This window comes from Kitasatospora sp. NPDC034023, assembly GCF_055575795.1.
The window spans coordinates 458,134-484,423 of the sequence record NZ_JBVIRY010000001.1; the positions used below are offsets into that span (position 1 = coordinate 458,134).

A 26,290-nucleotide genomic window follows, 5' to 3' on the forward strand; every position below is an offset into this window, starting at 1 on the left:
CCGCCGGGCACACCCCGGCACCGTCCGGTACGGCCCGCCACCACGCTCGCGTCGGTGGCGGGCCGTTCCTGTCCCCGGCCCCCGGCTGTCCCAGGACGGCCGCCTCTCCTCGGGCCGGGCGGGCTCGGCGGGTGCGCGTGCTTTCCATTGCTCGCCGGCCGTCAGAGGATGGCCGTCACTACGAGCCGTGAGGAGCCGCTGATGGGTACGAGGCCGCTGTTGAACCGCCGACTGGCCGGGATGGGCACGACGATCTTCGCCGAGATGTCGGCCCTGGCCACGGCAACCGGCTCGATCAACCTCGGGCAGGGATTCCCGGACACCGACGGGCCCGAGGAGGTCCGCGAAGCGGCCGTGCGGGCGCTGCGCGAGGGCCGGGGCAACCAGTACCCGCCCGGGCCCGGCGTCCCCGAGCTGCGCACCGCCATCGCCGAGCACCAGCAGCGCTTCCACGGCCTGTCGTACGACCCGGACACCGAGGTGCTGGTCACCGCCGGTGCCACCGAGGCCATCGCCGCCGCCCTGCTGGCCCTGCTGGAGCCGGGCGACGAGGTGATCGCCCTCGAGCCCTTCTACGACTCCTACGCCGCCTGCATCGCGATGGCCGGCGCCGTCCGCATCCCGCTCACCCTCCGGGCCCCGGACTTCCGCCCGGACCTGGACGAGCTGCGCGCCCTGATCACCCCGCGCACCCGGCTGCTGCTGATCAACACCCCGCACAACCCCACCGGCACCGTCCTCACCGCCGACGAGCTGCGCGGCATCGCCGAACTCGCCGTCGAGCACGACCTGCTGGTGGTCACGGACGAGGTGTACGAGCACCTGGTCTTCGGCGCCACCCACCACCCGATCGCCGCCCTCCCCGGCATGCGCGAACGCACCGTCACCATCTCGTCCGCCGGCAAGACCTTCTCCTTCACCGGCTGGAAGGTCGGCTGGGTCACCGCGAGCCCGGCCCTGGTCGCGGCCGTGCGCACCGCCAAGCAGTACCTCACCTACGTGAGCGCCGGACCCTTCCAGTACGCCGTCGCCGAGGCGCTGCGGCTGCCCGACAGCTACTTCGACACCCTCCGCGCCGACCTGCGGCGCAAGCGGGACCTGCTGGTCGACGGCCTGGCGGCGGCCGGCTTCCGGGCCTTCAGCCCCGAGGGCACGTACTTCGTCACCACCGACATCACCCCACTCGGAGAGAAGGACGGCGTCGAGTTCTGCCGCGCCCTGCCCGAGCGCTGCGGGGTCGTCGCCATCCCGAACGCCGTGTTCTACGACAACGTCGACGCCGGCCGTAGCCTGGTCCGCTTCACTTTCTGCAAAAAGGACGATGTCCTCCAGGAGGCCGTGACCCGTCTGCAGCGCCTCTGAGGGCCCGCGCGCCCCCTTTCGCGCCCTTCGAACAGGAGCGGTCCCACCCCGACAACAGTTCTGAGGCGCCATCAACTTGCTTGGTCGGCTTGCCCGTTTACTGCCAACGAGGCACATCCGACGGCCTTTCCGGCACACCTCCGCCGCCCTCTCCGCCCCGTGCAGGGAGGGCGGCGGCGCGTGATGCGCGCGGGCGGCGCACACCCGGCGCGCACGGCGCACGACCCGGTGGTAGGGGCGCGCGCTGTGCAAACTCGCACACCGGGTCGATCAGAGCCGGGAAGCAGGTGTGCTCGAAACGGTGAATGCTTGACAAAGTTGGGTAAATCACCGGCGGACCCGGCGTATTCGTGCTTCTCTGCTGCTGAATCTCCAGCCGGAATCCTTCCTTCCACGGTCGGCCGCGCCCAGGGCCGCACAGCCACGAACAGCCTCGCGATCGCCTAGGCCTACTCGCTGCTGCTCGGCGGGCGCGCACGGAGCTGAAACGCGGAGCCGAGCATGCTCACCACACTGCAGACCTCCTACACGGACACCCGCGCCGGTGACCTCGCCTGGTGCCTCGGCGGCGACCCGCTGCCCGCTCTCGCGGTCCGCGACCTGAGACTCTCCGGAGGCGGCCGTCCGGGCACGACCGGCACCCTCCAGCTGCGGCTGCTGGGCGCCTCGCACCAAGTGGTGATCGACGCCGGTCCCGGCCGGTGCCTGGAGACCGTCGCCTGCCTGCCCGGCCGCCGCACCCCGCTGCCGGCCCGGGTGGCCAAACAGGTCGGCGGCTGGGAGTACGAGTTCGCCGCCCGGATCGAGGCGCTGCCGCCGCACGACTTCGCCGCCCGCGCCCAGGAACTGCTCACCCTCGTCGAAGGCCACCCGCGGGGCCTCGCCGGGGTCTTCCCGGGCGACCCCAGCGCCTTCACCGCACTGGTCACCCAGGGCGGCACGGACCGCCTGCTCTGGCGGACCTGGCACGCCTACCCGCAGGAGGGGCAGCTGGTGTGCACCCGCTCCTCGCTCGTGGTGTCGGGGCCATGACCACCGAAGGCCAGGACGGAAGCACCGATCCGGACATACGCCGCAGAACGAAGGCCTCCGAATCGTACGCAGGAACGATTCGTCAATCCGACGTCGCTCACTGTCCGTCGGATGGGCGCAGCTATCCGTCCCGCACGTCCCCTAGCGTTTGTTCGTGATCAACCATCCGGCCGGTCCGCCCGCACGCCCGCGAGTGGACCTCGACGACGGCACCCCACCCCGCCCCGGGCACGGCCTCGCCCCACTGCCCGCCCGCCGTCGGTCCCGGCTGCGCTGCCGCCCCCGGCTCGCCCGCCTGACCGTCCTGATGGCCGCGTTCGTCTGCGCGGCCTGCGGACTGGTCTACGAGCTCGAACTCGTCGCGCTCGGCGACTACCTGCTCGGGGACACCGTCACCCAGACCTCCGTCGTGCTCTCCGTCATGGTGTTCGCGATGGGCCTCGGCTCCCTGCTCGCCAAACGGCTCACCCGCCGACCCGCCACCGCCTTCGCCCTCGTCGAGTGCGCGCTCGCCCTCACCGGCGGACTCTCCGTCCTCACCCTCTACTCCTGCTGGGCCTGGCTCGGCCGCTACCAAGCCGCGATGGTCGGCCTCACCTGCCTCATCGGCACCCTGATCGGCGCCGAGATCCCCCTGTTGATGACCCTCATCCAACGGATCCGGCGCGAGGACGCGGGCCGCGCCGCAGCCGACCTGTTCGCCGCCGACTACGTGGGCGCGCTGATCGGCGGACTCGCCTTCCCGTTCCTGATCCTGCCCGCGCTCGGCCCCGGCGACGGCGCACTTGTCACCGGCGCCGTCAACGCCGTCGCCGGCGCCGCCGTCGTGCTCTGGCTCTTCCGGGAAGAACCGGCCCCGCCGATACGACGGCTCCTCTGGGGCGGCTGCCTGCTCGTCCTCGCCGTGCTCGCCGCGGCCGCCGCCGGCTCCGAGAGCATCGAACGCGCCGCCCGGCACGCCCTCTACGGCGACCAGGTCCGCTACGCCACCCGCAGCCGGCACCAGGAAATCGTGCTCACCGGCCCCGCCGAGGGCCCCCTCCGGCTCTACCTCGACGGACGACTCGCGGTCTGCGGCCCCGACGAGTACCGGGCCGGCGAGGGCCTGGTCCACCCCGCCATGGCCGCCGGCCCCGACACCCGCGTCCTGCTGCTCGGCGGCGGCGACGGGCTCGCCCTCCGGGAGGTCCTGCGACACCGGGGCGTCCGCTCCGTCCGGCTGGTCGACGCCGACCCAGCCCTCCCCCGGCTCGCCCGCACCGACCCCGCCCTCGCCGCCCTCGGCGGCCACTCCCTGGACGACCCCCGGGTCCGCACCACCGCCGCCGACCCGATGGCCTGGCTGCGCGGAGCGGACGCGGACGCGGACGCCTCCGGCGGCGACGGACCGTACGACGTGGTGCTCGCCGACCTGCCCGCACCGGCCGACGGCGGGCCGGTCAAGTTCCACTCCCAGGAGTTCTACGGCCTCGCCGCCCGGCTGCTCTCCCCCGGCGGCCGGATCGCCGTCCGGGCCGGAAGCGACCTGGACGGCCTCTGGCAGATCGACTCCGGTCTGCGCACGGCCGGGCTGCAGACCACCCCGTACGCCGTCCCCGGCAGCCCCACCGCCACCTGCCGCCCCGGCCCACCGGACACCACCCAGAACTACCTCCTCGCCGCCGCCACCCGCCCCCCGCTCACCCTCGCCCCCGACGCCCCGCCGCCCCTCGCCCTCACCCCCGACACCCTCCACGCCTCCACCACCCGCCTCACCACCCTCCGCCCCGCCCACCCTCCGGCCGCCCTCACCCTCCTCAGCCCCCGCTGACCGGCGGTCACAGGCACCCTCAGGAGCAGTCGGGCCTCCGGGGGAGCAAGAGCGATCGGAACGACGGTGGGCCGGGCGGGTCGCGAGGCGCCGGGCGGGGGTGTGAGGGGTCGGTCGGGGTGGGGCGGGTGAGGTGGGGAAAGTCGGGTGGTGGTGGGTAGGGACCGGGCGGGTTCGGGTCGGTAGGCTCCGTGGCATGGAGCATGAGGTTGTCGTCCCGATGTCCGCCGAGCTGGTGCGGCAGGCCTTGCAGGATCCGGCACTGCTGGCGCGGAGTGTGCCGGGGCTGAGCACCGAGCCGGCTGCGGTCGGGGGCGGGCCGGCCGAGGAGATCAGCGGGCGGCTGAAGCTGCGGATCGGCAGCTCCACGATCACGTACAAGGGTGTGCTGTCGCTGATCGGGGGCCGGGAGGGCGTGCTGACCGTGCTCGCCGAGGGCCAGGAGGCCCGGGGCAGTGGTGAGGCGACGGCCACCGTGCGGGTCAGCGTCGCGGACGGCGCCGAGGACGGCACCGCCGTGATCCGCTTCACCGGCGATCTGAGCGCCACCGGTCGGCTGACCGAGTTCGACGGGGAGTCCCTCGACGCCACCGGCCGCCGACTGCTGGACAGGTACGCCGCCGCCCTGGTGGCCCCGGAGGGCGACCAGGAGGGCGACCAGGAGCAGGACCAGGACCAGGAGGACGCCGAGGCCGGGACCGCCGGAGTGGTCTTCATCGAGGACCGCCTGGACCAGCCGGGTGACGACCTCGACGACGACCTCTCCGACCTGATCGCCTTCTCCGACGCCGACGCCGAGCGCTTCGGTCTCCCCACCGGCTCCGCCGACGACGAGGAGGACGAGGACGAGGACGACGAGGACGCCCAGGACGGGCAGAACGAGGACGGGGACGACAGCGGCGCCGAGGTGGCGGACGACGTCGAGGAGGGCTCCGCCGAGCAGGACGCCGTCGCCGAGGAGATCCCCGTCGAGCCGCTCTTCGCGTACGAGGAGGAGCCGGTGCTCACCGGCCCGGTGCGCCGCAGCATCGTCGGCCGGTCCGCCGAGGAGGTGGATCACGCCCCGCCGCGCGGTCCGTACGCCCCGGCGCTGCCGTCCCGCAGCGCGCGGGCCCGGGCGGCGTCCCGCTGGGGCGGCGAGGCGGGCGGGATCGTGGTGCCGGGTGCCGGCGGCCGTAGTGCGGTGCCGTGGGTGATCGGCGGTTCGGTGGCGCTGCTGGGTGGTGCCGTGGTGCTGGTGAGGGCGCTGCGCCGCCGCTAGTCGGCCGGAGCGCCGCGGGGATCGCCAGGCCCTAGACTGAACGCTCATGAGCAACGACCGCGACGCCCTGCTGGCACAGATCAAGGACAAGGCCGTCGTGCACGGCAAGGTCACCCTTTCCTCCGGCAAGGAGGCCGACTACTACGTCGACCTGCGCCGGATCACGCTGGACGGCGAGGCCGCCCCGCTGGTCGGTCGGGTGATGCTGGATGCGACCTCGCACCTGGAGTACGACGCCGTCGGCGGTCTGACCCTGGGCGCCGACCCGGTGGCCGCCTCGATGCTGCACGCCGCCGCCGCGCGCGGGCAGAAGCTGGACGCCTTCGTGGTCCGCAAGGCGGGCAAGGCGCACGGCCTGCAGCGCCGGATCGAGGGCCCCGAGGTGAAGGGCCGCCGGGTGCTGGCGGTCGAGGACACCTCCACCACGGGCGGCTCGGTGCTGACCGCGGTCGAGGCGCTGCGCGAGGCGGGCGCCGAGGTGGTCGGCGTCGCGGTGATCGTGGAGCGCGGCGGCGCGGGTGCCATCGCGGAGCAGGGCCTGGAGTACGTGACCGCGTACACCCTGGACGACCTGGGTCTCTGACGTCCGAGCCGCAGCACGGAACCGCCTGACGGGCCCGCCTTGCCGGGAGCCTGACGGGACCGCCTGACGAACGACAGAGGGCCGGGTCTGTTTCACGTGAAACAGACCCGGCCCTCTGGTGCGTCTGCGGTCAGCCCCGCCGGTGCCGGCCGCCGCCGGCCTGGGCCGAGGTGTCGTCGGTGTGGTCGGCGCCGCCCGCCTTCTTCTTCTTCCGCTCGCGCATGACCTCGATCAGGATCGGCGAGATCGACAGCAGCACGATCAGCAGCACCGCCGGGATCAGGTACTTGTCGATGACCGGGGCGAGCGCGTCGCCGAAGAAGTAGCCGATCAGCAGCATGGACTCGGTCCAGAGCACACCGCCGATGACGTTCCACAGGAAGAACGTCTTGGCGGGCATCTCCAGGGTGCCGGCGACCGGGTTCAGGAAGGTGCGGACGATCGGCATGAAGCGGGCCAGCAGCACGGCCTTGCCGGAGCCGAACTTGTTGAAGTACTCCTCCGCCTTCACCACGTACTCGCGGCGGAAGATCTTCGAGTCGGGCTTGTCGAACATCTTCGGCCCGACCTTGGCGCCGATCAGGTGCCCCAGCTGGGCGCCGGCGATCGCCGCGATCGGGCAGCCGACGAGCAGGACCCCGATCGGCAGCCTGGCGCCTTCACCGAGCACCGACGAGGCGGCGCTCGAGGAGGCGACGCCCGCGATGATCAGCAGCGAGTCGCCCGGGAAGAAGAAGCCCACGAGCAGGCCGGTCTCCGCGAAGATGATCGCGATCAGCCCGATGGCGCCGAGGGACGAGATCAGGGATTTGGCGTCGAGCAGATTGACGGCCAACTGGTTGTAGTCCACGGGCGCAGGATAGCGGGCGGACCTTGCGGGCGAGCGGGCGTACCGTGCCCGGGACCCCTGTTCCGACAGGCGGGCTCCTGCTGACCTGTGGGCACGAGTCTGGGAAGATGGCCCAGGCGTCCGGTCCGCGGCGGCCCACCACCCTCATGGCCGTACGCGGAGGTCGCCTCGAAGCTTGGTGCCGGAGAGCCACACCGCAACGCCGCGCGTCGGCGGGCCGGCACGGAGTCGTCACGAAGGCGTACACAGCGTCGGACAGCACCGTCCGTACGCCGCAACCCGACAGGAGCGGATCGCATGCCCATCGCAACTCCCGAGGTCTACACCGAGATGCTGGACCGGGCCAAGGCGGGCAAGTTCGCCTACCCGGCCATCAACGTCACGTCGTCGCAGACCCTGCACGCCGCGCTGCGTGGTTTCGCCGAGGCCGAGAGCGACGGCATCATCCAGATCTCGACCGGTGGCGCGGAGTTCCTGGGCGGCCAGCACAACAAGGACATGGTGACCGGCGCGGTCGCGCTCGCCGAGTTCGCCCACATCGTCGCCGCCAAGTACGACATCACCGTCGCGCTGCACACCGACCACTGCCCGAAGGACAAGCTGGACGGCTACGTCCGCCCGCTGCTGGCGGTCTCCGCCGAGCGCGTGGCCAAGGGCGAGAACCCGCTGTTCCAGTCGCACATGTGGGACGGCTCCGCCGAGACCCTGGCCGACAACCTGGCCATCGCCCAGGAGCTGCTGGCCCAGGCCGCCGCCGCCAAGATCATCCTCGAGGTCGAGATCACCCCGACCGGTGGCGAGGAGGACGGCGTCACGCACGAGATCAACGACGAGCTGTACACCACCGTCAACGACGCCGTGCGCACCGCCGAGGCCCTGGGCCTGGGCGAGAAGGGCCGCTACCTGCTGGCCGCCTCGTTCGGCAACGTGCACGGCGTGTACAAGCCGGGCAACGTCGTGCTGAAGCCGGAGCTGCTGCGCGAGCTGCAGGACGCGATCGGCAAGCAGTACGGCAAGACCGACCCGTTCGACTTCGTCTTCCACGGCGGCTCGGGCTCCACCGCCGAGGAGATCGCCACCGCGCTGGAGAACGGCGTCGTGAAGATGAACCTGGACACCGACACCCAGTACGCCTTCACCCGCCCGGTCGCCGGCCACATGTTCGCCAACTACGACGGCGTGCTGAAGGTCGACGGCGAGGTCGGCAAGAAGAACACCTACGACCCCCGCACCTGGGGCAAGCTCGCCGAGGCCGGCATGGCCGCCCGCGTGCTCGAGGCCGCCCAGCAGCTGCGTTCGGCCGGCAAGCGCCTGAAGTGAGCACGGCAGCCGCGTGAAGTGAGCGCGATAGCCGCGTGAGACACGGGTGCCCCCGGCGGAGGACCGCCGGGGGCACCCGCACGTCGGGTTCCTACTGCTTGAGCTCCGCGTACGCCTCCGCGCTGCTGTCCTTCAGGAACTGCCAGCAGCGGGTCTCCTCCTCGGTCTCCTTGATCGCGCCGGCCGCCCGCGCGAGCGCCGCCAGGCAGCGCAGGAAGCCGCGGTTGCCGCGGTGCTCCCACGGCACCGGGCCGTGGCCCTTCCAGCCGCTGCGCCGCAGCGCGTCCAGGCCACGGTGGTAGCCGGTGCGGGCGTAGGCGTACGACTCGACGTACCGGCCGGCCGCGTAGGCGTCGTCGGCGAGCATGGCCCAGGCCAGGCAGAAGGTCGGGAACTCGGCCGCCACCTGGGTCGGTGAGGCCGACTCCTCCGCGAGCATCCGGTAGGGCCGCTCCTCCTCGGGCAGGTGGGTCGGTTCGGGGCCGTCGAGAAGATTCCTGTGAATCGCCATGAGCTGAAGTCTGCCACCCGAGACGCAGGGGTCAACCGCCGCACCGCGGTCGGCGTGCCCATGCCGCCGTGCGCTCGGTGCGCAAGCTGCTGGACCCGGTCCGTTCGCTGGGCCTGCCGGTCGCCCGGGTCCACGGGAGCCGGGCGGAGATCCGGCCCGAGATGTGCATACCGGGTACATGGACATTCACCCGTTCGCCATGCCAAGGTGACGATCATGCCCGCAGTCCGACCCGCCAGCAGGCGCGCCGCCCCGTCCCGAAACGGCGGCCGCAGACGCCGCCGGCCGCGCCGGAGAGTAAGGCCTGGCATGCTCACGGCACTGGTGCTGACCGCCCTGGTGCTGGGCGCCACCGCGGTCATGCTGCACCGGCCCTCCGGCACGCCGACCGCCACTGCGACCACCCAGGCGCGGGCCGTCCCGCCGGGCGAGGTGACCACCACGGCGTCACCGCCCCCGGCCCCGGTCACCGCCCCGCCGCCCACCCCGACGCCCCCGCCGCCGGCCCCGCCCACCCCCGCCGAACCGGACCCCGGCCCCACCGCGGGCGCGGGCACCTTCACCATCGCCCCCGCCACCGCCAAGGCGGTCGGGCGCGGCACCGTGCGCCGCTACCGGGTCGAGGCCGAGGACGGCATCGGGATCGACGCCGCGGCCGCCGCCGCCCAGATCCACGGCATCCTCGGCGACCCGCGCGGCTGGACCAACGACCACAAGAACGGCTTCCAGCTGGTCGCGAACGGCTCGTACGACTTCACCGTGAAGATCGCCTCGCCCGCCACCGTGGACAAGATCTGCGGCGCCTCCGGCCTGGACACCCACGGCGAGGTCAACTGCAACGTCGGCAACCAGGTGCTCGTCAACTCCAAGCGCTGGAACATCGGATCACCGCAGTTCAGCGGGCCGATCGAGGAGTACCGGGCCCTGATCGTCAACCACGAGGTGGGCCACCGGATCGGCCACGGGCACGAGGGCTGCGCCGGCCCGGGAAAGCCCGCGCCCGCGATGATGCAGCAGATCTACGGCCTCAAGGGCTGCACGCCCAACGCCTGGCCGTACTCGGCGGACGGCACCTACCTGAGCGGGCCCCCGGTCCCGTAAGACCCCGTCGAGCGGAACAGCGCGGAGTCGGAACAGCGCCGATTCGGAACAGAGTTGAGGTCGAATCGGCAACCGGCGGGGCCGCGGCGCCGTAACCTGCGGTCATGACCGCTGCCCAACGCCGTAGGCTCGCCGCCGTGTTCGCGTCCGCCGGGATCCTCCTCGGCACGGCCGCCTGCTCCTCCTCCCCGGGTGGCCCGCCCGGCTCCGGCAGCGTCTCCTACGACGGCGTCCGGTCGGTCGCCCGGCAACTGCACCAGGACCAGCAGAACAGCTGCCCCTTCGGCCTCGACCTCGCCAAGGCCCTCAAGGCCGCCGGGATCCCCGGATCGGTCGGCCCCGACACCGCGGACGGGCCCGCGGCCGACGGCAGCGTCAGCGACGGCACGTCGCCACAACCGTGGCCGTCCGGCATGAGCCACCCGCCGACCATGCCGTCCGTCCCGGCCGTGCCCCCGACCGCCGATGTCACCTGCGGCTACCGGGTCGGCGAGACCCGGATCGGCATCGAGTTGCTGGCGATCCCGCAGTACGGCGCGGTCAACCTGCTGCTCCCGCGCATCCAGGTCGCCGCACGGATCGGGGCCGCGCAGGTCCGGCAGTTCGCCACCGAGCAGCCCGACGCCGGGCAGGCCAAGCTCGTCCCCGGGGAGGGCACCGCGGCCGTCGCCCGGATCAGGGCCAGGGGCGCGGGCGACATCGCCCTGCTGCTCTCCCAGGACGTCGGCGACGGCGAACCGGACCGGGCCTTCACCGGCGAGCCGCTGCGCAAGGCCGCCCAGGCGCTGGCCGACCAGTTGGGCTGAGCGCTACCCGAGCACCGGCAGGTGGGCCGCCAGGTCGCTGCGCTCGCCGGAGGCGGACACCGCGGCCGCCTCCACCGCCGTCGGCCAGTCGGTCCGACCGGTGGCCAGCCGGATCCAGGTCAGCGGGTCGGTCTCGACCACGTTCGGCGGGGTGCCCCGGGTGTGCCGGGGGCCCTCGACAGCCTGCACCACGGCGTACGGCGGGATCCGCAGCTCGACCGCACCGCCGGGGGCGCGCTCCGCGAAGGCGTCGGCCAGCATCCGGGTGACGGCGGCGAGGGCCCGGCGGTCGTGCGGGAAGGCGTCCAGGCCGAGCGCGTCGGCCAGGTCGTCGGCGTGCACCACGGCCTCGACCAGCCGGGTCACCAGGTAGTCGGTCAGCAGCATCGACCGGCCGCCCAGGATGGTGATCCGCCGCCCCGGCTCCGCCACCAGCGGCCCGTCGAGCACGGCCTTCACGGCGTCGAGCGGCCGGTCGAACGCGGCGGCCACCTCCTCGGGCGGGCCGGCGAACCCGGTCACCGCGTGCTCGGTCACCGCGGTGTCGACGGCCTCGGCCATCGTCCTGCTCAGCTCCGCGTAGCCGGCCAGCGAGAGCACCGGCCCGTCCGGCCCCTGGTCGTCCACCGAGGCCGGCAGGTGGCCCAGCGCCAGGCCCAGGTGGGCCACCAGCTCCCGCACCCGCCAGGAGCCGAGCCGGGTCGGCCGGTCGAGGTCCGGCGCGGTCAGCCGGTGCACCACGGCACGCAGCGCCTCGTTCTGCGCCGCCAGCGCGGCGCTCGTCTTCTGCGGCTGGTACGTACGGGACTTGGGAGGCATGGGCCCCAACATACGCCGAGGGGCGGACGGTTCCGTATCGGACCGTCCGCCCCTCTGGGTGCTGCGATCAGGCCAGCAGGGCCTCGATGACGCCGGTGTGGGCGTCCTTCAGCTCGGCCAGCGAGACGCTGAACTGCCCCTGGACGTCCAGCTCCTGGCCGTCCACGACACCGATCCGGGTGGCCGGCAGGCCACGCGCGGTGCACATGTCGTTGAAGCGGAGCTCCTCACTGCGCGGCACCGCCACGACGGCGCGGCCGGCCGACTCCGAGAACAGCAGGACGAACGGGTCCGTGCCCTCGGGCACGATGATCCGCGCGCCGTGGCCGCCCTTGAGGCAGCTCTCGACGAGCGCCTGGCCGAGGCCGCCGTCGGAGAGGTCGTGCGCGGCGTCGATCATGCCGTCGCGCGAGGCGGCGATCAGGATGTCGCCGAGCAGCCGCTCGCGCTCCAGGTCCACCTTCGGCGGCAGGCCGCCGAGGTGGTCGTGGACGGCCTGGGACCAGGCCGAGCCGCCGAGCTCGTCCGCCGTGTCGCCGAGCAGGTAGAGCAGCTGCCCTTCCTCGGCGAAGGCGAGCGGGGTGCGCCGGGTGACGTCGTCGATGACGCCGAGCACCGCGACCACGGGGGTCGGGTGGATGGCGACCTCGCCGGTCTGGTTGTAGAGCGAGACGTTGCCGCCGGTGACCGGGGTGCCGAGCACCAGGCAGGCGTCGGCCAGGCCGCGGGTGGCCTCGGCGAACTGCCACATCACGTCCGGGTCCTCGGGGGAGCCGAAGTTGAGGCAGTCGGAGACGGCGAGCGGCTTGGCACCGCCGGCCGCGACGTTGCGGTACGCCTCGGCCAGGGCCAGCTGGGCACCGGTGTACGGGTCCAGCTTGGCGAAGCGGCCGTTGCCGTCGGTGGCGACCGAGACGCCGAGGTTGGTCTCCTCGTCGATCCGGATCATGCCCGAGTCCTCGCCGACCGAGAGCACGGTGTTGCCGAGCACGTAGCGGTCGTACTGGTCGGTGATCCAGGACTTGGAGGCCTGGTTCGGGTGGCTCGTGACCTTCAGCAGGTCGGCCTTGAGGCCCTCGCCGGTGGTCGGGCGGGCCAGCCGCTCGGCGGTCGGGACGTCGGCCTGCAGCGCGTCCTGCCAGCTCGGGCGGGCGAACGGGCGCTGGTAGGTCGGGCCCTCGTGGGCGACGGTGCGCGGCGGGACGTCCACCACGAGCTCGCCGTGCCAGTAGATCTCCAGGCGCTCGCCGTCGGTCACCTCGCCGATGACGTTGGCGATGACGTCCCACTTCTCGCAGATCTCGAGGAAGCGGTCGACCTTGTCGGGCTCCACGATCGCGCACATGCGCTCCTGCGACTCGCTCATGAGGATCTCCTCCGGCGAGAGCGTGTGGTCGCGCAGGTGCACGGTGTCGAGCTCGATCCGCATGCCGCCGGACCCGGCCGAGGCCAGCTCGCTGGTGGCGCAGGACAGGCCGGCGCCACCGAGGTCCTGGATGCCCTTGACGAGCTTCTCGCGGAAGATCTCCAGGGTGCACTCGATGAGGAGCTTCTCCTGGAACGGGTCGCCGACCTGGACCGCCGGGCGCTTGGCCGGCTTGGTGTCGTCGAAGGTCTCGGAGGCCAGCACCGAGACGCCGCCGATGCCGTCGCCGCCGGTGCGGGCTCCGTACAGGATGACCTTGTTGCCGGCGCCGGAGGCCTGCGCGAGGTGGATGTCCTCGTGCTTCATGACACCCACGCACAGCGCGTTGACCAGCGGGTTGCCCTGGTAGCAGGAGTCGAAGACGACCTCGCCGCCGATGTTCGGCAGGCCCAGGCAGTTGCCGTAGCCGCCGATGCCCGCGACGATCCCGGGCAGCACGCGCCGGGTGTCGGGGTGGTCGGCCGCGCCGAAGCGCAGCGGGTCCATCACGGCGACCGGGCGGGCACCCATCGCCAGGATGTCGCGCACGATGCCGCCGATGCCGGTGGCCGCGCCCTGGTAGGGCTCGATGTACGACGGGTGGTTGTGCGACTCGACCTTGAAGGTGACCGCGTAGCCCTGGCCGACGTCGACCACACCGGCGTTCTCGCCGATGCCGACGAGCATCGCGTCCGAATCCGGCTTCTTGTCGCCGAACTGCTTCAGGTGGACCTTGCTGCTCTTGTACGAACAGTGCTCCGACCACATGACCGAGTACATCGCGAGTTCGGCGCCGGTGGGGCGGCGGCCGAGAATCTCCCGGATGCGCGTGTACTCGTCCTCCTTGAGGCCGAGCTCGGCCCAGGGCTGGGCGGCGTCCGGGGTCTGCTCGGCGTTCTTGACGGTGTCGAGGCTCATCAGGCGTTCACCAGCTGCTTCAGGACGGAAGTGAAGAAGCCCAGGCCCTCGGTGGTCGGACCGGTGAGCGGCTCCACGGCGTGCTCCGGGTGCGGCATCAGGCCGACGACATTGCCGGCGGCGTTGGTGATGCCGGCGATGTCGCGGTACGAACCGTTCGGGTTGACGTCCAGGTAACGGGCGACGACCCGGCCCTCGGCCTCCAGCTCGTCCAGGACGTGCGCGTCGGCGACGAAGCGGCCCTCGCCGTTCTTCAGCGGGACGACGATTTCCTGGCCCGCCGAGTAATCCCGGGTCCAGGCGGTGTCGGCGTTCTCGATGCGCAGCTTCTGGTCGCGGCAGATGAAGTGCAGCGAGTCGTTGCGGGTCAGCGCACCGGGCAGCAGGTGGGATTCGCAGAGCACCTGGAAGCCGTTGCAGATACCGAGCACCGGCATTCCGAGCTTCGCCTGCTCGATGACGGTCTCCATCACCGGGGAGAAGCGGGAGATCGCCCCGCAGCGCAGATAGTCGCCGTAACTGAATCCGCCCGGCAGGACGACGGCGTCGACCTGGTGGAGATCCTTGTCACGGTGCCAGAGGGCGACCGGCTCGGCGCCGGCGAGGCGGACCGCCCGCTGGGCGTCGCGGTCGTCGAGGGAGCCGGGGAAAGTGACGACGCCGACGCGGGTGGTCACTTCGCCGCCTCCTCGACCCGGACGGTGAAGTCCTCGATCACGGTGTTGGCGAGAAAGGTCTCGGCGGCTTCGCGGATACGGGCGAGCGCCGCGTCGTCGACCGGGCCCTCCACATCCAGCTCGAAACGCTTGCCCTGGCGGACGTCGGCGATCCCGGTGAATCCGAGACGGGGCAGTGCACGCTGCACCGCCTGTCCCTGGGGGTCGAGGATCTCCGGCTTGAGCATGACGTCGACTACGACGCGTGCCACTGGCACTCCCGGTGGTGTCTTCGGTGAGGCGGGGGAACTCCAGACTACCGGTGGTTTCGGGCCGGATTGCTGGCCGGGGATAGCGACGCGCGTAGACCCGGGCCCCTTACGCCACAAGGGATCCGGCCTCCTGGCCCCCCGTCCGGCACCCCCGGTTTCCCCGGATTCGGCGCCCGGAACGGCCCCCTCCGAAGAACACCCGAATACGGCACTTGGGGACAGATCCGCCCGTCCCGCTCACCGGTATCCGACAGTCCCGCGAAGACACGTGAATATCCGGAAAAGAATGCCGGACTCTTCGATTTCGACCCCCTTCGGGTGCAGAATAGGGCCACCTGTCGCGGCAAGTGCTGCGTATCAGGCGGGCCACCAGGCCTGCCCGTATGCGCTTGCGCGAGTTGGTGCACATCAGGCCCCGGGCGTACCCCCGCGGACCGGTGGCCGAATTGCCCGAGAGGATTGACACCCATGGCTCAGCGTGTAGTTGTCACGCTCTCCGACGACCTGGACGGCGGCGCCGCCGCGGAAACCGTCCACTTCGGCGTCGACGGGAAGTCGTACGAGATCGACCTGTCCGTGGACAACGCGGAAAAGCTGCGGGAGGCCCTCGCCCCGTTCGTCGCCGCGGGCCGCCGCCAGAGCCGCACCGGAAAGTCCTTCCGCCGCACCGCGCTCACCCCGGACCCGGCCGCCGTCCGCGCCTGGGCCCTGTCCCGCGGGATGGAACTGCCGGCCCGCGGCCGCATCCCCAAGCACGTGTACGAGGCGTTCGCCGAGGCGAACTGACCCCGCCCCTCGGGGGCACCCGCTCCCCCGGTCGCCCTGCCTGCCCAGGCCCAATGGCCTGGACCGAAAGGGTGGGGCGACCACCCCGAACGATGCTGTAGAGTATTCCTCGTCGCCGCAACGGAGAGATCCGAAGAGGCGGCTGGTGCCCCACAAGGCACCGTGCGGACGTGGCTCAGTTGGTAGAGCATCACCTTGCCAAGGTGAGGGTCGCGAGTTCGAATCTCGTCGTCCGCTCGCAGTGCGCGAGCACAGCACAACTCAATAGTTAGACCTGCGGACGTGGCTCAGTTGGTAGAGCATCACCTTGCCAAGGTGAGGGTCGCGAGTTCGAATCTCGTCGTCCGCTCAGGAACGAAGGGCCCCCTCGATCGAGGGGGCCCTTCGGCATTCCCGCCGCGAGCCCCGAGCCTCGAACCTCGAAATGGTCCATGACATTTGTCATCGCCGACCCGTGGATCCGCACCGCGATGTCATGACGGCGCGCACTGCCCGCGCGGCCCGGGCGGCGGAAGGCTTGGGGCATGGAAACAAGCCGGCCCGCCAGCCACCGCGACACCGTGATCGAGGTCACCGACCTGCACCGCCACTACGGCAGCGGTGCCACCGGCTACCACGCCGTCCAGGGCGTCGACCTCGCCGTCGGCCGCGGCGAACTGTTCGCCCTGCTCGGCACCAACGGCGCGGGCAAGACCTCCACCATGGAGCTCATCGAGGGCCTGGCCGCCCCCAGCGGCGGCACCGTCCGGGTGCTGGGCCACGACCCCCACCGGGAGCGCGCCGCCGTCCGCCCGCGGATCGGCATCATGCTCCAGGAGGGCGGCTTCCCCGGCGACCTCACCGCCGCCGAGACCGGCCGCGCCTGGGCCGGGATGACCAGCGGCGCCCGTCCGGTCGAGGAGGCCCTGGAACTGGTCGGCCTCGCCCACCGCCGCACCGTCCGGGTCAAGCAGCTGTCCGGCGGCGAACGGCGCCGGCTCGACCTCGCGATGGCCCTGCTCGGCCGCCCCGAGGTGCTGTTCCTGGACGAGCCCAGCACCGGCCTCGACCCCGAGGCGCGCGCCGCCGTCTGGCGGCTGGTCCGCGAACTGCGCGCCCAGGGCACCACCGTGCTGCTCACCACGCACTACCTGGAGGAGGCCGAGGAGCTCGCCGACCGGCTGGCGATCCTGCACGGCGGCCGGGTCGTCACCACCGGCACCGTCGCCGAGGTGATCGCCGGACGGCCGTCCCGGATCACCTTCGAACTCCCTGAATTCGCCGGGGTCGCGCTGCCCGTCCTGGCCGGCGCCGAGGTCACCGTCGACGGCCGCAAGGTCACCGTGCAGAGCACCGGCCTCCAGGACACCCTCACCGACCTGCTCGGCTGGGCCCGGCACCACGGGATCGCACTGGGCGCCCTGGACGCCCGCAGTGCCTCCCTGGAGGAGGCCTTCCTCGCCATCGCCTCCGAGGCCGCCCACCAGGCCCCGCCGCGCACCGCACCGCCTTCAGGGCCCGCCGCCCCCGCCCGTCCCGCCCGCCGCCGCCTGATCGGATCCGCCCGATGACCACCGCCGCCCCCGCCACCCGCACGGGTGCCCCGAGCACCACCGCCGGCCGTCTGCTCGCCCTCGGCCGCGCCGAGGCCACCCTGCTGCTGCGCAACCGCACCGCCCTGTTCACCGCCGTGGTGTTGCCGGTGGTGCTGATCAGCTCGCTGCGCGGAATCCTCAAGAAGCAGGCCGAGGACAACCCCGGCCTGGACATCGACTCGATGCTGGTCTACGGCTCGGTCGGGATGGTCCTGGCCTTCGTCGTGTACTACAACCTGACCGCCGCTTACGTCGGGCGGCGCGGCGAACTGGTGCTCAAGCGGCTGCGCACCGGGGAGGCCAGGGACCTGGAGATCCTGCTCGGCACCGCCGTCCCCTCGCTCGCCCTCGGCCTGCTGATGGCCGCCCTGATCGGGGTCGGCGGCAGTCTCGGCCTGCACCTGGCGGTGCCGGTCAACCCGCTGCTGATGCTGGTCGGCCTGGTGCTAACGCTGGCCACCATGATCGCCCTGGCCGCGCTGTCCAGCGCCTTCACCAAGACCGTGGAGAGCGCGGGCATCACCACCATGCCCGTCATGCTGGTCATGCAGTTCGGCTCCGGCCTGTTCGTCCCGCTGGAGGTGATGCCCTCGCAGCTGGCCGACGTGTGCCGCCTGCTGCCGACCACCCCGGCCTTCCAGCTGATCCGGGTCGGCTGGTTCGGCACCGACGGCTCGGCCGCTCCGACCGACTTCCTCGGCAGCTGGGGCGCCGCCGCCCCGCACCTGGTCACCGGCACGGTCTGGCTCGGCCTGGCGGTCTGGGGCGCCGTCCGCTACTTCCGCTGGGAACCGCGCCGCTGAGCCCGGCAGAAGGGAATCCGAAGGATCCGCCCCCGTTCCGCCTCTGATATGAAGGCACCAACACGATCGTGATCAGACGGGGGCACTGCGATGGTCCGGGGGCCGATTCGCCGCTGGAAGGGCTACGGCAAGCCGCAACGCGCCGAGCTGTACTTCCGCTGGTCGCTCTACCTGGTGGCATGGTTCATGCTGCCGTTGAACCTGCTGGCCAGCGCCTCCTCGGTGCGGAATACGGGTACGACCCCCGCCGTCCGGGTCGCCCTGGTCCTGTCGCTCGCCTCGGTCCTGGTCACCCTCAGGGCCTACCGCACCTCGCTCGACCGCTACCTAGGGCGGCCCAGCACCTACCGGCGCTGGCTGACCGCCAACGCCCTCCTCACAGTGGCCGGTTCCTGGGCCGTGCTGCTGCTCGGCCCGTCCTCCGACGGGGTGTCGCCCCATCCCGGCCAGCCGTTCACCGTGGTGATCGCCGCCGCCCTGGTGGGCGCGACCGCAGGCCCCGCGGGGGTGGGCCTGGGGTTGCGCTGGGCCTTCCTCGCCGGAGCCGCGCTACCGATCGCGATCGCCCCGGCGATGCTGCTGGCCGGCGTCAGCCCCGCCACCACCTCGGGGTGGGTGTGCGGCGCGGTCATCGGCACGCTCATCCTGATCGGCAGCTGCCGCAGCTTCGCCTGGGTGACCGCCATCGTCTGGGAGCTGGACGCCGCCCGCGAGGCGCAGTCCCGGCTGGCCGTCGCCGAGGAGCGGCTGCGCTTCTCCCGCGACCTGCACGACGTGATGGGCCGCAACCTCACCACCATCGCGCTGAAGAGCGAACTCGCCGTCCAACTCGCCCGGCGCGGACGCCCGGAGGCCGCCGACCAGATGTCCGAGGTGCAGAAGATCGCCCAGGAGTCGCAGCGGGAGGTCCGGGACGTCATCCGCGGCTACCGCACCGCCGACCTGCACGCCGAGGCGATCGGCGCCCGCGCGGTGCTGCGCTCCGCCGACATCGCCTGCGAGATCGACCTCGGCGAGAACGCCAACGGGCTGCCGCTGCCGGTGCAGTCGGTGCTCGGCTGGGTGATCCGCGAGGCCACCACCAACGTGCTCCGGCACAGCGAGGCCGCCCGCTGCCTGATCCGGCTGCGCCAGGAGGACGGCCGGGCGGTGCTGGAGCTGGAGAACGACGGGGTGCCCGAGGTGCCGCTGCCCTCGCAGGGCGGCGGCACCGGGCTGCGCGGCCTGCGCGAGCGGCTGGCCGCCCACAACGGCGAACTGACCGTCCCGACCGCCGCACCCGGCACCTTCCGGATACTCGCCATCGTCCCGCTGCCGGGCTGAGAGAGGCCTCCTGATGACCGAGAACCCCGCGCCCGTCCGCGTCCTGCTCGCCGACGACGAGCACCTGATCCGCGGCGCGCTGGCCGCGCTGCTCTCGCTCGAGGACGACATCGAGGTGGTCGCACAGGCCGGCTCCGGTCCGGAGGCGCTGGCGATGGCGCAGTCGCACCGGCCCGACGTCGCGGTGCTCGACCTGCAGATGCCCGGCAAGGACGGCATCGAGGTGGCCGCCGAGCTGCGCCGGCTGCTGCCGGACTGCCGCTGCATGATCGTCACCGGCCACGGCCGCCCCGGCTACCTGAAGCGGGCGCTGGAGGTCGGGGTACGCGGCTTCCTGCCGAAGACCGTCTCGGCGGCGGACCTGGCCGGCATCATCCGCACCGTACGGTCCGGCGGCCGGTACGTGGACCCGGAGCTGGCGGCGGACGCGATCAGCGCGGGCGAGACCCCGCTGACGGCGCGCGAGACCGACGTCCTGGAGCTGGCCGCCGACGGCACCCCGATCGCCGAGATCGCCGCCCGGGCCGCGCTCTCCCAGGGCACCGTCCGCAACTACCTGTCCTCGGCGGCCACCAAGCTGGGCGCGGAGAACCGGCACGCGGCGGTGCGGATCGCCCGCGAGCACGGCTGGATCTAGGACCTGCCGCGCTCGCGGGCGTCGCCGGGGGCGTTACGCCCAGGTGGTGCCGGTCAGCCGCTCGTACACCTCGATGTACTTGGCACGGGTCTGCTCGACGATCTCGGCGGGCAGCGCCGGCGGCGGCTGCTCGCTGTAGCGGTCCCAGCCGGAGGCCGGGGAGACCAGCCAGTCGCGGATCAGCTGCTTGTCGAAGGACGGCTGCGAGTGCCCCGGCTGCCACTGGTCGGCGGGCCAGTAGCGGGAGGAGTCCGGGGTGAGCACCTCGTCGCCGATCACCAGCTCGCCGTCCAGCAGGCCGAACTCGAACTTGGTGTCGGCCAGGATGATGCCGCGGTCGCGGGCGATGTCCCGGGCGCGGGCGTAGACGTCCAGGGTGGTGCGGCGCAGCTGGGCGGCGAGCTCGGCGCCGATCCGGCGGGCGGTCTCCTCGTAGGGGACGTTCTCGTCGTGCTCGCCGACCTCGGCCTTGAGGGCCGGGGTGTAGATCGGGGCGGGCAGCTCGGAGCTGTTCTCCAGGCCCTCCGGCAGGGCGATGCCGCAGACCGTGCGGTGCTCGTTGTACTCGGTCAGGCCGGAGCCGGCCAGGTAGCCGCGGGCGACCGCCTCGACCGGGACCATCTCCAGGCTCTTGCAGATCAGCGTGCGGCCCTTCCAGTCGGCGGGGGCGCCGGCCGGGACCTCGGTGGAGATCACGTGGTTGGGGACGATGTCGGCGATCCGCTCGAACCACCACAGCGAGAGCTGGGTGAGGACGCGGCCCTTGTCGGGGATCTCGTTCGGCAGCACCCAGTCGTGGGCGGACGTCCGGTCGCTGGCGACCATGACGAGCTCACCCGACTCGGTGCGGTAGAGGTCGCGCACCTTGCCGGTGTGCAGGTGGACCAGGCCGGGCACCTGGACCGGCTCGGGCTTGGTGACAAATCCGCTCAAGGTGTCTCAGTCCTCAGGGGTCGTTCGCGGGCGTGGGGCACTGCGAAAGGGGAGGTCACTGCCCACGCAGTCTTTCACGACCGCCCGGACGACGGTTTTCCGGTGTGGACCTCAGTTCTTGCAGAGCCGGTCCAGCAGGTTGGCGGTGGCCCGCTGGATCCGCTCGTCGGTCAGCCCGGGGCGGCCCAGCGCGGGCGACCAGGCGAAGGTGCCGGCCGCGAAGACGTACGCGCCGCTGGGCGCCCGGTAGAGCGAGGTCTCCTGGTAGCGGGTGCGGCCGGCCAGGTCCTGGTACGGGGAGTGCGCCAGCAGGACCCGCTCGGTGTGCTCGGGCAGCGCCACCTTGGGGTAGTACCGGTCGGCCTCGCCGGCGACCAGGCCGGGCAGCTCGTCGCCCTCCTGCAGGCCGGTGCCGTCCCAGAGCCAGTGCGCGGTGTGCCGGGCCACCAGCGGGACGGGCGCGGCGACCCGGCCCGAGTACTGCACCCCGAGCAGGTGCTGCTCGGGCTCCCCCGCGTCCCGCCACAGCGCGCTGGCGGCGCCGGTGGCGCCCGCGGCCGGGCTGCCGGGCGGGGCCTTCTGCCGCTTGCGGCAGTTGAGCAGCCGGTTGGGCTCGCCGGAGGCGGCGGCGGTCAGCTCGACGCGCCAGTACATGGTGTTGGCGGAGAGGAACACCAGCGAGGTGCCGCCGTCCCGGGCCCGCTCGGCGGCCCGGCGCATCGGCTCGGACCAGTACTCGTCGTGGCCGGGGAAGACCAGCGCCCGGTGCCGGGACGGGTCGACCAGGCCGGCGTGCAGGTCGGTGGCGGTGGCGTAGGAGAGGTCGTAGCCGTAGCGCTCGGCCCAGCGGATGAAGTCGTACGCGTGGCCGACGTGCAGCGGCAGCCCGGCGGTGGCGTGCGGGCGGTCGAAGGAGACGGTGACGGCCGCTTCCGGCTCGCCGACCAGGCCGCCCGTGCCGTCCCAGGCGTGGTAGAGGCTGGCGCCGGTGCGGCCGTCCTCGGGGAAGAGGTTGTACGCCTGCCAGGTCACGTCCGGGAGCACCAGGAGCAGTTCGGCGGTGTGCCCATGGTCCTCGAAGTCCCGGACGGTGAACGGGATGTGGCTGCGGTGCAGCATGTCCGCGGTGGTCAGCACGGCGACGTACGAGCCGGGCTTCCAGTGCGCCGGGACCTGCAGCCGCCAGGAGTGCCACCAGTGGTGGCAGGAGACCGTGCGGTCGACCACCAACGGGGCGGGTTGGGCGAGCCCGGCGATCAGCGGGCTGGAGGTCATGTGGCGGGCGCCGTCGCCGCCGTAGTGGCCGATCCGGTAGACGTCCACGGTGAACTCGCGGGGCGGGTTGACGGTGACCCGGAAGTCCACCGAGCCGCCGGGGCGGATCACTCCGGCCGAGGCGAAGCCCTTGATCTGTTGGTCCACGTCGTTGGAGCTCTGCGGGGTGCCGACCGGCGGCTTGGGCCGGGCGCCGGCGGTCAGCGGCTGCTGGCCGGGCGCGTCCACCGAGACGTACCAGGGGACGGCGCCCTCCGCCCCGGCCAGGTACTGGTCCGGGCTGCGCAGCCAGGGCAGCGGGCCCTGGCCGAAGGGGTCGGAGACGCTGTAGGCATGCGTTCCGGACTCCCAGCGGCGGTTGAGTTCGGTGCCCACGCGCCCCTCCCAGGTGCACTTCTGTGACTCCTCGCTCACCTCCGGGCGCTCCTGGTCCGGTGCCGACGGTCCTCGCTCGCACGCTCGCTGCGCTCGCTCGTCGCTTTCGGCACCGGCGCGCCCTTCGGCCCCCGAGGCCCGGTTGGCACGTGCCCCCCGGATGTGCGTGCGGTCTAATACACCACAGAGTGCCGGCGCTCCGTCACCTTCCGGTGCCAATTGGTGCCGGGAATCTTGCGGTCCGCCCGGAGGGGGCCTCCGGCCTGCGGAGACGACCGGCGGCCGACTCGTCCGGGGGCGCGTGCGGGGGCGTCGAGCGCCGTCCCACCCGTCACAGCCGGACGGGTTTCTCCAGGCGGACGTCGGCGGCGTCCAGCCAGGCCCGCAGCGGGCCGTCCTGGCCCTGTTCGACGGCCTGGGCGACCGGGCCGGCCAGGTCGGTGCGGCGGACCCCGCCGAGCAGCAGCACCGGGCCGTCCAGCCAGTCCAGGCCGGGGACGCCGCCGGCGGTGTCCACGGCCGCGCAGCAGACCATCGCGGTGACGTGGTCGACCAGCAGGTCGCGGCCGGAGCGGTCGGGTTCGAGCAGCGGGGCCGGGGCGGTGGTGCGGTCCGGCCGGGCGGCGAGCGCCGCGGCCAGCCGCTCGCCGTCGCCCTCGGCGAGCCGGACCAGCAGCCGGGTGAGGGTCGGGGAGCCGGGGCGGGACTGCGGGGCGGGCCGGTCCAGGGCGGCCTGCAGGCCGGCGGCGCCCGCCCGCCAGCCGGCGTCCACCACCTCGGCCGGGTAGTCGGCCCACTCCAGCTCGTGCCAGGCGCCGGCCGCCGGGCGGCCGAAGAACAGCTCGGCGGCGAGCCGGGAGACCGCCCGGTCGACGGTGCCGGGCTCCTCCAGCAGGTCGCAGGCGGGGCGGTCGCCGAGCCGACTGCCGTAGCCGTCGGCCAGCCGGTCGCGGCGGGACAGCTCGGTGAGGGCGGCGACCACGCCGGCGTTGAGGTGGGCGGGGTGGCGGCCGAGCCGCCAGGCGGGCAGCGCGACCCGGGTGAGCAGCCGGTCCCAGCCGGCGTAGGCGAGGCCGACCTGCTCCTGGGCGGCGATCCGCAGACCGTAGTCGACCGTCCTGGCCTGCTCGGAGGCCCAGCTCGCGACGGAGCGCTCCAGTTCGGCGGAGTGGCCGCGGCAGGCGCCGAGCAGTCGGCGGGTGATCCGGCGGGTGACCCGGTCGGCGAGTGCGGCCGGGCCGCGCCGGGGCGGCCGGGGCGGGGCGGCCAGGGTGCCGCCGCCGAGGCCGGGGGCCGCGCCCTGGCCGGAGTCCAGGCAGGCGTCCAGGCCGCGCAGGAAGCGGCGGGCGGCGGCGATCTCCGGGTCGGCGGAGGCGGCGGTGCCGGCCACCACGGGGGCCAGCAGGGCGCGCAGCTCGCCGGCCCGCATCCACCAGAGGAAGGGCGAGCCGATGACCAGGACGGGCGCCGCAGGCTCGGCGTGCGGCCGCAGCGGGCCCGGGTGCCGCAGCGGGGGGACGTCCTCCAGCCAGCTGTCGCAGTCCGGGGTGAGGGCGATCGCGGAGGGCGCGGGGACGTCCAGCCGGTCGGCGAGTTCGTTGATCAGCCGGTACAGCTCGGGAGCCTCGGCGCGGTCCAGCGGGACGGCGGGGGTCCGGGGCGGCTCGGCCCGGCGCAGGGCGCGGGCGGTCAACCCGGCGACCAGCAGGGTCAGCGCGGCGACCGCGCAGACCGTCCAGCGGGCGGCGTCCCAGCCGGTCGCGTCGGCGGCGCCGGGCGCGCCGATCCGGCCGGTGAACCGGCCCGCGAGCAGGACCACCGCCACGGCGGTGGGCAGGACGGCGGAGGCCAGGGCGAGGCCTCGGACCCGCAGGACCGCCTGGGCGTGATGGCGCGCGGTGTCGATAGCGGCCATACGGTGCGGCACCCCCTTCGGAGCCCTCGGGTGCCCGGCTACGGGCCCTGAGCCGACTCGAACGATCAGTTCCGACCGGGAAGCGGAGGCGTCCGATCCCGGTAGTGCATGCTGCGTGGCGCTACTGACATTTTCGACGCCCGGTCCGGGTGGTCGTTCCGGATCGCCCCGGTTTCCACTCGTCCCGGTGACGTCGCCCGAATTCCGGACGCCCGCCACCGGTCCGGTGCGAAGCACCCGGCGACCGCCCGGCCGGACGCCGTCCAGCATCCCCCCGCGGGAGCGCCGCTACCCGGCGGCGCCCCCGGCGCGCGGGCCCCGTGCGCTGCGATCCAGCGCACCATAAGGCCGGGCAGCCGGTTACGTCAGCTGGATGCGGTTGCTGTCACCCGATGGGCTGGAATCCGTCGACCGAACGGTGTGTCCGCCCCTGGAATCACTCCCGTCCCGAAACGCCGGAGGCGCTGCGCCCATGGGGTTGATTCCCACGGTCCGCAGCGCCTCCCTCGAAACACCCCGGGAGCAGCCGAACTTCCCTACGCGGTGGCCGCCTTCAGCGCGATGTCGGTGCGGTGCTGGCCGCCCTTGAGCGAGATCCGGTCCACCGCGGCGTACGCGCGCTCGCGTGCCTCGGCGAGGTCGGCGCCGGTCGCGGTGACCGACAGCACGCGGCCGCCGGCGCTCAGCACCTGCCCGTCCTCGCCCGCCCTGGTCCCGGCGTGCAGCACGAACGCGGTACCGTCCGCCTCGGCCTCGGCCAGGCCCTCGATCGGGTCGCCGGTGCGCGGCGCGGCCGGGTAGCCCTCGGAGGCGACGACCACGGTGACGGCCGCGCCCTCGTCCCAGCGCAGCGGCTCCAGCTGGTCCAGGGTGCCGGTGGCGGAGGCCAGCAGCACGGCGGCCAGCGGGGTGCGCAGCCGGGCCAGTACGACCTGGGTCTCCGGGTCGCCGAAGCGGGCGTTGAACTCGATCACCCGGGTGCCGCGGGAGGTGAGCGCCAGGCCCGCGTAGAGCAGGCCGGAGAACTCGGTACCGCGGCGGCGCAGCTCGTCCACGGTCGGCTGCAGGACGCTCTCCAGGACCTCCTCGACCAGCCCGGCGGGCGCCCACGGCAGCGGCGAGTAGGCGCCCATGCCGCCGGTGTTGGGGCCCTCGTCGCCGTCCAGCGCCCGCTTGAAGTCCTGCGCGGGCTGCAGCGGGACAACGGTGGTGCCGTCGGTGATCGCGAACAGCGAGACCTCGGGGCCGTCCAGGTACTCCTCGATGACCACGCGCTCGCAGGAGGCGGCGTGCGCCAGTGCGGCCTCGCGGTCGGAGGTGACCACGACGCCCTTGCCGGCGGCCAGCCCGTCGTCCTTGACCACGTACGGGGCGCCGAAGGCGTCCAGCGCCTCGGCGGCCTCCGCGGCGGTGGTGCAGACGTAGGAGCGGGCGGTGGGGACGCCGGCGCCGGCCATCACGTCCTTGGCGAAGGCCTTGGAGCCTTCCAGCTGGGCGGCCGCGCCGGACGGGCCGAACACCGGGATGCCGGCCGCGCGCACGGCGTCGGAGACGCCGGCGACCAGCGGGGCCTCCGGGCCGACGACGACCAGGTCGGCGCCGAGCCGCTCGGCCAGCGCGGTGACCTGTGCGCCGTCGAGCTGGTCGACCGGGTGGACCGTCGCCACCTGTGCGATCCCGGCGTTGCCCGGGGCACAGTGCAGCTCGGTCACGGCGGGATCTTGGGACAGAGAGCGGCACAGGGCGTGTTCGCGGGCGCCGCCGCCGATGACGAGGACCTTCACGCCTGGAAGCGTAGTCGGTGGCCCGTTCCGGCCGCCCTCCGGTCCCGTCGGATCCTCCAGGAGAAGAGCTCCGTACGCCGACGATGCCGGAGGATCCTCCAAGCCCGCGGGGGTCCGGTGGGCGGTGGGTGCGCGAGTCACGACCGCGGGTCACCGGGCCCTCGCTCGGACGGGTGAAA

General features: G+C 73.1%; 23 protein-coding genes and 2 tRNA genes. 15 read left to right on the top strand and 10 right to left on the bottom strand.

Annotation, left to right across the window (positions count from 1 at the left end; all coding sequences use genetic code 11):
- The first annotated feature begins 201 nt into the window (after positions 1-201).
- The 5 genes from ACZ52R_RS02040 to pyrE all read left to right on the top strand — a co-directional run bounded on the left by ACZ52R_RS02040 (position 202) and on the right by pyrE (position 6,048).
- Positions 202-1,362 carry a pyridoxal phosphate-dependent aminotransferase gene (locus tag ACZ52R_RS02040; protein WP_465752511.1) on the top strand — a complete coding sequence of 387 codons (1,161 nt, stop codon included), beginning with the start codon at positions 202-204 and terminating at the stop codon, positions 1,360-1,362.
- Between the two features lie 501 nt (positions 1,363-1,863).
- Positions 1,864-2,394 carry a DUF2617 family protein gene (locus ACZ52R_RS02045; RefSeq protein WP_465615341.1) on the top strand — a complete coding sequence of 177 codons (531 nt, stop codon included), beginning with the start codon at positions 1,864-1,866 and terminating at the stop codon, positions 2,392-2,394.
- Between the two features lie 307 nt (positions 2,395-2,701).
- Positions 2,702-4,204, top strand: a complete 1,503-nt coding sequence (locus ACZ52R_RS02050; RefSeq protein ID WP_465752569.1) for a polyamine aminopropyltransferase — start codon at positions 2,702-2,704, stop codon at positions 4,202-4,204.
- A gap of 196 nt (positions 4,205-4,400) precedes the next feature.
- Positions 4,401-5,465, top strand: a complete 1,065-nt coding sequence (locus ACZ52R_RS02055; RefSeq protein WP_465752513.1) for an SRPBCC family protein — start codon at positions 4,401-4,403, stop codon at positions 5,463-5,465.
- A gap of 46 nt (positions 5,466-5,511) precedes the next feature.
- On the top strand, positions 5,512-6,048 hold the full coding sequence (gene pyrE, locus ACZ52R_RS02060) for an orotate phosphoribosyltransferase (protein WP_360502354.1): 537 nt from the start codon (positions 5,512-5,514) through the stop codon (positions 6,046-6,048).
- A 130-nt stretch (positions 6,049-6,178) separates the two neighbouring features.
- On the opposite strand, the gene ACZ52R_RS02065 is transcribed toward pyrE, so the two are convergent.
- Positions 6,179-6,898 (bottom strand): DedA family protein, encoded by a 720-nt coding sequence (locus ACZ52R_RS02065; protein WP_360502357.1) that lies wholly within the window; start codon positions 6,896-6,898, stop codon positions 6,179-6,181.
- 297 nt (positions 6,899-7,195) lie between these two features.
- On the opposite strand from ACZ52R_RS02065, the gene fbaA reads away from it, so the two are divergent.
- Positions 7,196-8,218: a class II fructose-bisphosphate aldolase gene (gene fbaA / locus ACZ52R_RS02070; protein WP_360502359.1), complete on the top strand. Its 1,023-nt coding sequence runs from the start codon at positions 7,196-7,198 to the stop codon at positions 8,216-8,218.
- Between the two features lie 91 nt (positions 8,219-8,309).
- On the opposite strand, the gene ACZ52R_RS02075 is transcribed toward fbaA, so the two are convergent.
- The gene (locus ACZ52R_RS02075; protein WP_360502362.1) at positions 8,310-8,729 is read right to left on the bottom strand and encodes a DUF3151 domain-containing protein; all 420 of its coding nucleotides are present in this window, start codon (positions 8,727-8,729) and stop codon (positions 8,310-8,312) included.
- Between the two features lie 309 nt (positions 8,730-9,038).
- On the opposite strand from ACZ52R_RS02075, the gene ACZ52R_RS02080 reads away from it, so the two are divergent.
- Positions 9,039-9,830: a DUF3152 domain-containing protein gene (locus ACZ52R_RS02080; RefSeq protein WP_465615347.1), complete on the top strand. Its 792-nt coding sequence runs from the start codon at positions 9,039-9,041 to the stop codon at positions 9,828-9,830.
- Between the two features lie 104 nt (positions 9,831-9,934).
- On the top strand, positions 9,935-10,636 hold the full coding sequence (locus ACZ52R_RS02085; protein ID WP_465615349.1) for a hypothetical protein: 702 nt from the start codon (positions 9,935-9,937) through the stop codon (positions 10,634-10,636).
- A 3-nt stretch (positions 10,637-10,639) separates the two neighbouring features.
- Here ACZ52R_RS02085 and ACZ52R_RS02090 read toward each other — a convergent pair whose 3' ends face one another.
- From ACZ52R_RS02090 to purS, 4 genes are all read right to left on the bottom strand, one after another.
- Complete coding sequence (locus ACZ52R_RS02090; protein ID WP_465615351.1) at positions 10,640-11,455, bottom strand: maleylpyruvate isomerase family mycothiol-dependent enzyme; 816 nt, start codon at positions 11,453-11,455, stop codon at positions 10,640-10,642.
- A gap of 67 nt (positions 11,456-11,522) precedes the next feature.
- The gene (purL, locus tag ACZ52R_RS02095) at positions 11,523-13,778 is read right to left on the bottom strand and encodes a phosphoribosylformylglycinamidine synthase subunit PurL (RefSeq protein ID WP_360502373.1); all 2,256 of its coding nucleotides are present in this window, start codon (positions 13,776-13,778) and stop codon (positions 11,523-11,525) included.
- On the bottom strand, positions 13,778-14,455 hold the full coding sequence (gene purQ / locus ACZ52R_RS02100; protein WP_465615353.1) for a phosphoribosylformylglycinamidine synthase subunit PurQ: 678 nt from the start codon (positions 14,453-14,455) through the stop codon (positions 13,778-13,780). Before purQ ends, purL begins: the two co-directional genes overlap by 1 nt.
- Entirely contained in the window at positions 14,452-14,706 is a 255-nt protein-coding gene (purS, locus tag ACZ52R_RS02105) for a phosphoribosylformylglycinamidine synthase subunit PurS (protein ID WP_030232982.1), read from the bottom strand. Before purS ends, purQ begins: the two co-directional genes overlap by 4 nt.
- Before the next feature lie 468 nt (positions 14,707-15,174).
- On the opposite strand from purS, the gene ACZ52R_RS02110 reads away from it, so the two are divergent.
- From ACZ52R_RS02110 to ACZ52R_RS02140, 7 genes are all read left to right on the top strand, one after another.
- Entirely contained in the window at positions 15,175-15,492 is a 318-nt protein-coding gene (locus ACZ52R_RS02110) for a histone-like nucleoid-structuring protein Lsr2 (protein ID WP_030056585.1), read from the top strand.
- 164 nt (positions 15,493-15,656) lie between these two features.
- Positions 15,657-15,729 (top strand) — tRNA-Gly (locus ACZ52R_RS02115).
- Between the two features lie 39 nt (positions 15,730-15,768).
- A tRNA-Gly gene (locus ACZ52R_RS02120) sits at positions 15,769-15,841 on the top strand.
- Between the two features lie 175 nt (positions 15,842-16,016).
- Entirely contained in the window at positions 16,017-17,042 is a 1,026-nt protein-coding gene (locus ACZ52R_RS02125) for an ABC transporter ATP-binding protein (protein WP_465615356.1), read from the top strand.
- Positions 17,039-17,869, top strand: a complete 831-nt coding sequence (locus ACZ52R_RS02130; protein ID WP_465615358.1) for an ABC transporter permease — start codon at positions 17,039-17,041, stop codon at positions 17,867-17,869. The genes ACZ52R_RS02125 and ACZ52R_RS02130 overlap by 4 nt, the downstream gene beginning before the upstream one ends.
- Before the next feature lie 90 nt (positions 17,870-17,959).
- The gene (locus tag ACZ52R_RS02135; RefSeq protein WP_465615360.1) at positions 17,960-19,192 is read left to right on the top strand and encodes a sensor histidine kinase; all 1,233 of its coding nucleotides are present in this window, start codon (positions 17,960-17,962) and stop codon (positions 19,190-19,192) included.
- A gap of 13 nt (positions 19,193-19,205) precedes the next feature.
- Positions 19,206-19,829, top strand: coding sequence for a response regulator (locus ACZ52R_RS02140; protein WP_465615362.1), 624 nt, complete (start codon positions 19,206-19,208; stop codon positions 19,827-19,829).
- Positions 19,830-19,862: 33 nt separating this feature from the next.
- On the opposite strand, the gene ACZ52R_RS02145 is transcribed toward ACZ52R_RS02140, so the two are convergent.
- From ACZ52R_RS02145 to purD, 4 genes are all read right to left on the bottom strand, one after another.
- Positions 19,863-20,762 carry a phosphoribosylaminoimidazolesuccinocarboxamide synthase gene (locus ACZ52R_RS02145; RefSeq protein ID WP_360502388.1) on the bottom strand — a complete coding sequence of 300 codons (900 nt, stop codon included), beginning with the start codon at positions 20,760-20,762 and terminating at the stop codon, positions 19,863-19,865.
- Between the two features lie 111 nt (positions 20,763-20,873).
- Positions 20,874-22,412 (bottom strand): N,N-dimethylformamidase beta subunit family domain-containing protein, encoded by a 1,539-nt coding sequence (locus ACZ52R_RS02150; RefSeq protein ID WP_360502551.1) that lies wholly within the window; start codon positions 22,410-22,412, stop codon positions 20,874-20,876.
- Positions 22,413-22,743: 331 nt separating this feature from the next.
- Positions 22,744-24,327, bottom strand: a complete 1,584-nt coding sequence (locus ACZ52R_RS02155; protein ID WP_360502391.1) for a hypothetical protein — start codon at positions 24,325-24,327, stop codon at positions 22,744-22,746.
- A gap of 536 nt (positions 24,328-24,863) precedes the next feature.
- The gene (gene purD, locus ACZ52R_RS02160; protein ID WP_360502394.1) at positions 24,864-26,111 is read right to left on the bottom strand and encodes a phosphoribosylamine--glycine ligase; all 1,248 of its coding nucleotides are present in this window, start codon (positions 26,109-26,111) and stop codon (positions 24,864-24,866) included.
- Positions 26,112-26,290 lie beyond the last annotated feature (179 nt).

Coding starts and splice junctions, on each gene's coding strand:
- ACZ52R_RS02110 (WP_030056585.1), top strand. CDS start 15,175: ATGGCTCAGCGTGTAGTTGTCACGCTCTCCGACGACCTGGACGGCGGC.
- ACZ52R_RS02075 (WP_360502362.1), bottom strand. CDS start 8,729: ATGGCGATTCACAGGAATCTTCTCGACGGCCCCGAACCGACCCACCTG.
- ACZ52R_RS02140 (WP_465615362.1), top strand. CDS start 19,206: ATGACCGAGAACCCCGCGCCCGTCCGCGTCCTGCTCGCCGACGACGAG.
- pyrE (WP_360502354.1), top strand. CDS start 5,512: ATGAGCAACGACCGCGACGCCCTGCTGGCACAGATCAAGGACAAGGCC.
- fbaA (WP_360502359.1), top strand. CDS start 7,196: ATGCCCATCGCAACTCCCGAGGTCTACACCGAGATGCTGGACCGGGCC.
- ACZ52R_RS02045 (WP_465615341.1), top strand. CDS start 1,864: ATGCTCACCACACTGCAGACCTCCTACACGGACACCCGCGCCGGTGAC.
- ACZ52R_RS02080 (WP_465615347.1), top strand. CDS start 9,039: ATGCTCACGGCACTGGTGCTGACCGCCCTGGTGCTGGGCGCCACCGCG.
- ACZ52R_RS02040 (WP_465752511.1), top strand. CDS start 202: ATGGGTACGAGGCCGCTGTTGAACCGCCGACTGGCCGGGATGGGCACG.
- ACZ52R_RS02090 (WP_465615351.1), bottom strand. CDS start 11,455: ATGCCTCCCAAGTCCCGTACGTACCAGCCGCAGAAGACGAGCGCCGCG.
- ACZ52R_RS02050 (WP_465752569.1), top strand. CDS start 2,702: ATGGCCGCGTTCGTCTGCGCGGCCTGCGGACTGGTCTACGAGCTCGAA.
- ACZ52R_RS02125 (WP_465615356.1), top strand. CDS start 16,017: ATGGAAACAAGCCGGCCCGCCAGCCACCGCGACACCGTGATCGAGGTC.
- ACZ52R_RS02155 (WP_360502391.1), bottom strand. CDS start 24,327: ATGGCCGCTATCGACACCGCGCGCCATCACGCCCAGGCGGTCCTGCGG.
- ACZ52R_RS02130 (WP_465615358.1), top strand. CDS start 17,039: ATGACCACCGCCGCCCCCGCCACCCGCACGGGTGCCCCGAGCACCACC.
- ACZ52R_RS02055 (WP_465752513.1), top strand. CDS start 4,401: ATGGAGCATGAGGTTGTCGTCCCGATGTCCGCCGAGCTGGTGCGGCAG.
- ACZ52R_RS02135 (WP_465615360.1), top strand. CDS start 17,960: ATGGTCCGGGGGCCGATTCGCCGCTGGAAGGGCTACGGCAAGCCGCAA.
- ACZ52R_RS02085 (WP_465615349.1), top strand. CDS start 9,935: ATGACCGCTGCCCAACGCCGTAGGCTCGCCGCCGTGTTCGCGTCCGCC.
- purL (WP_360502373.1), bottom strand. CDS start 13,778: ATGAGCCTCGACACCGTCAAGAACGCCGAGCAGACCCCGGACGCCGCC.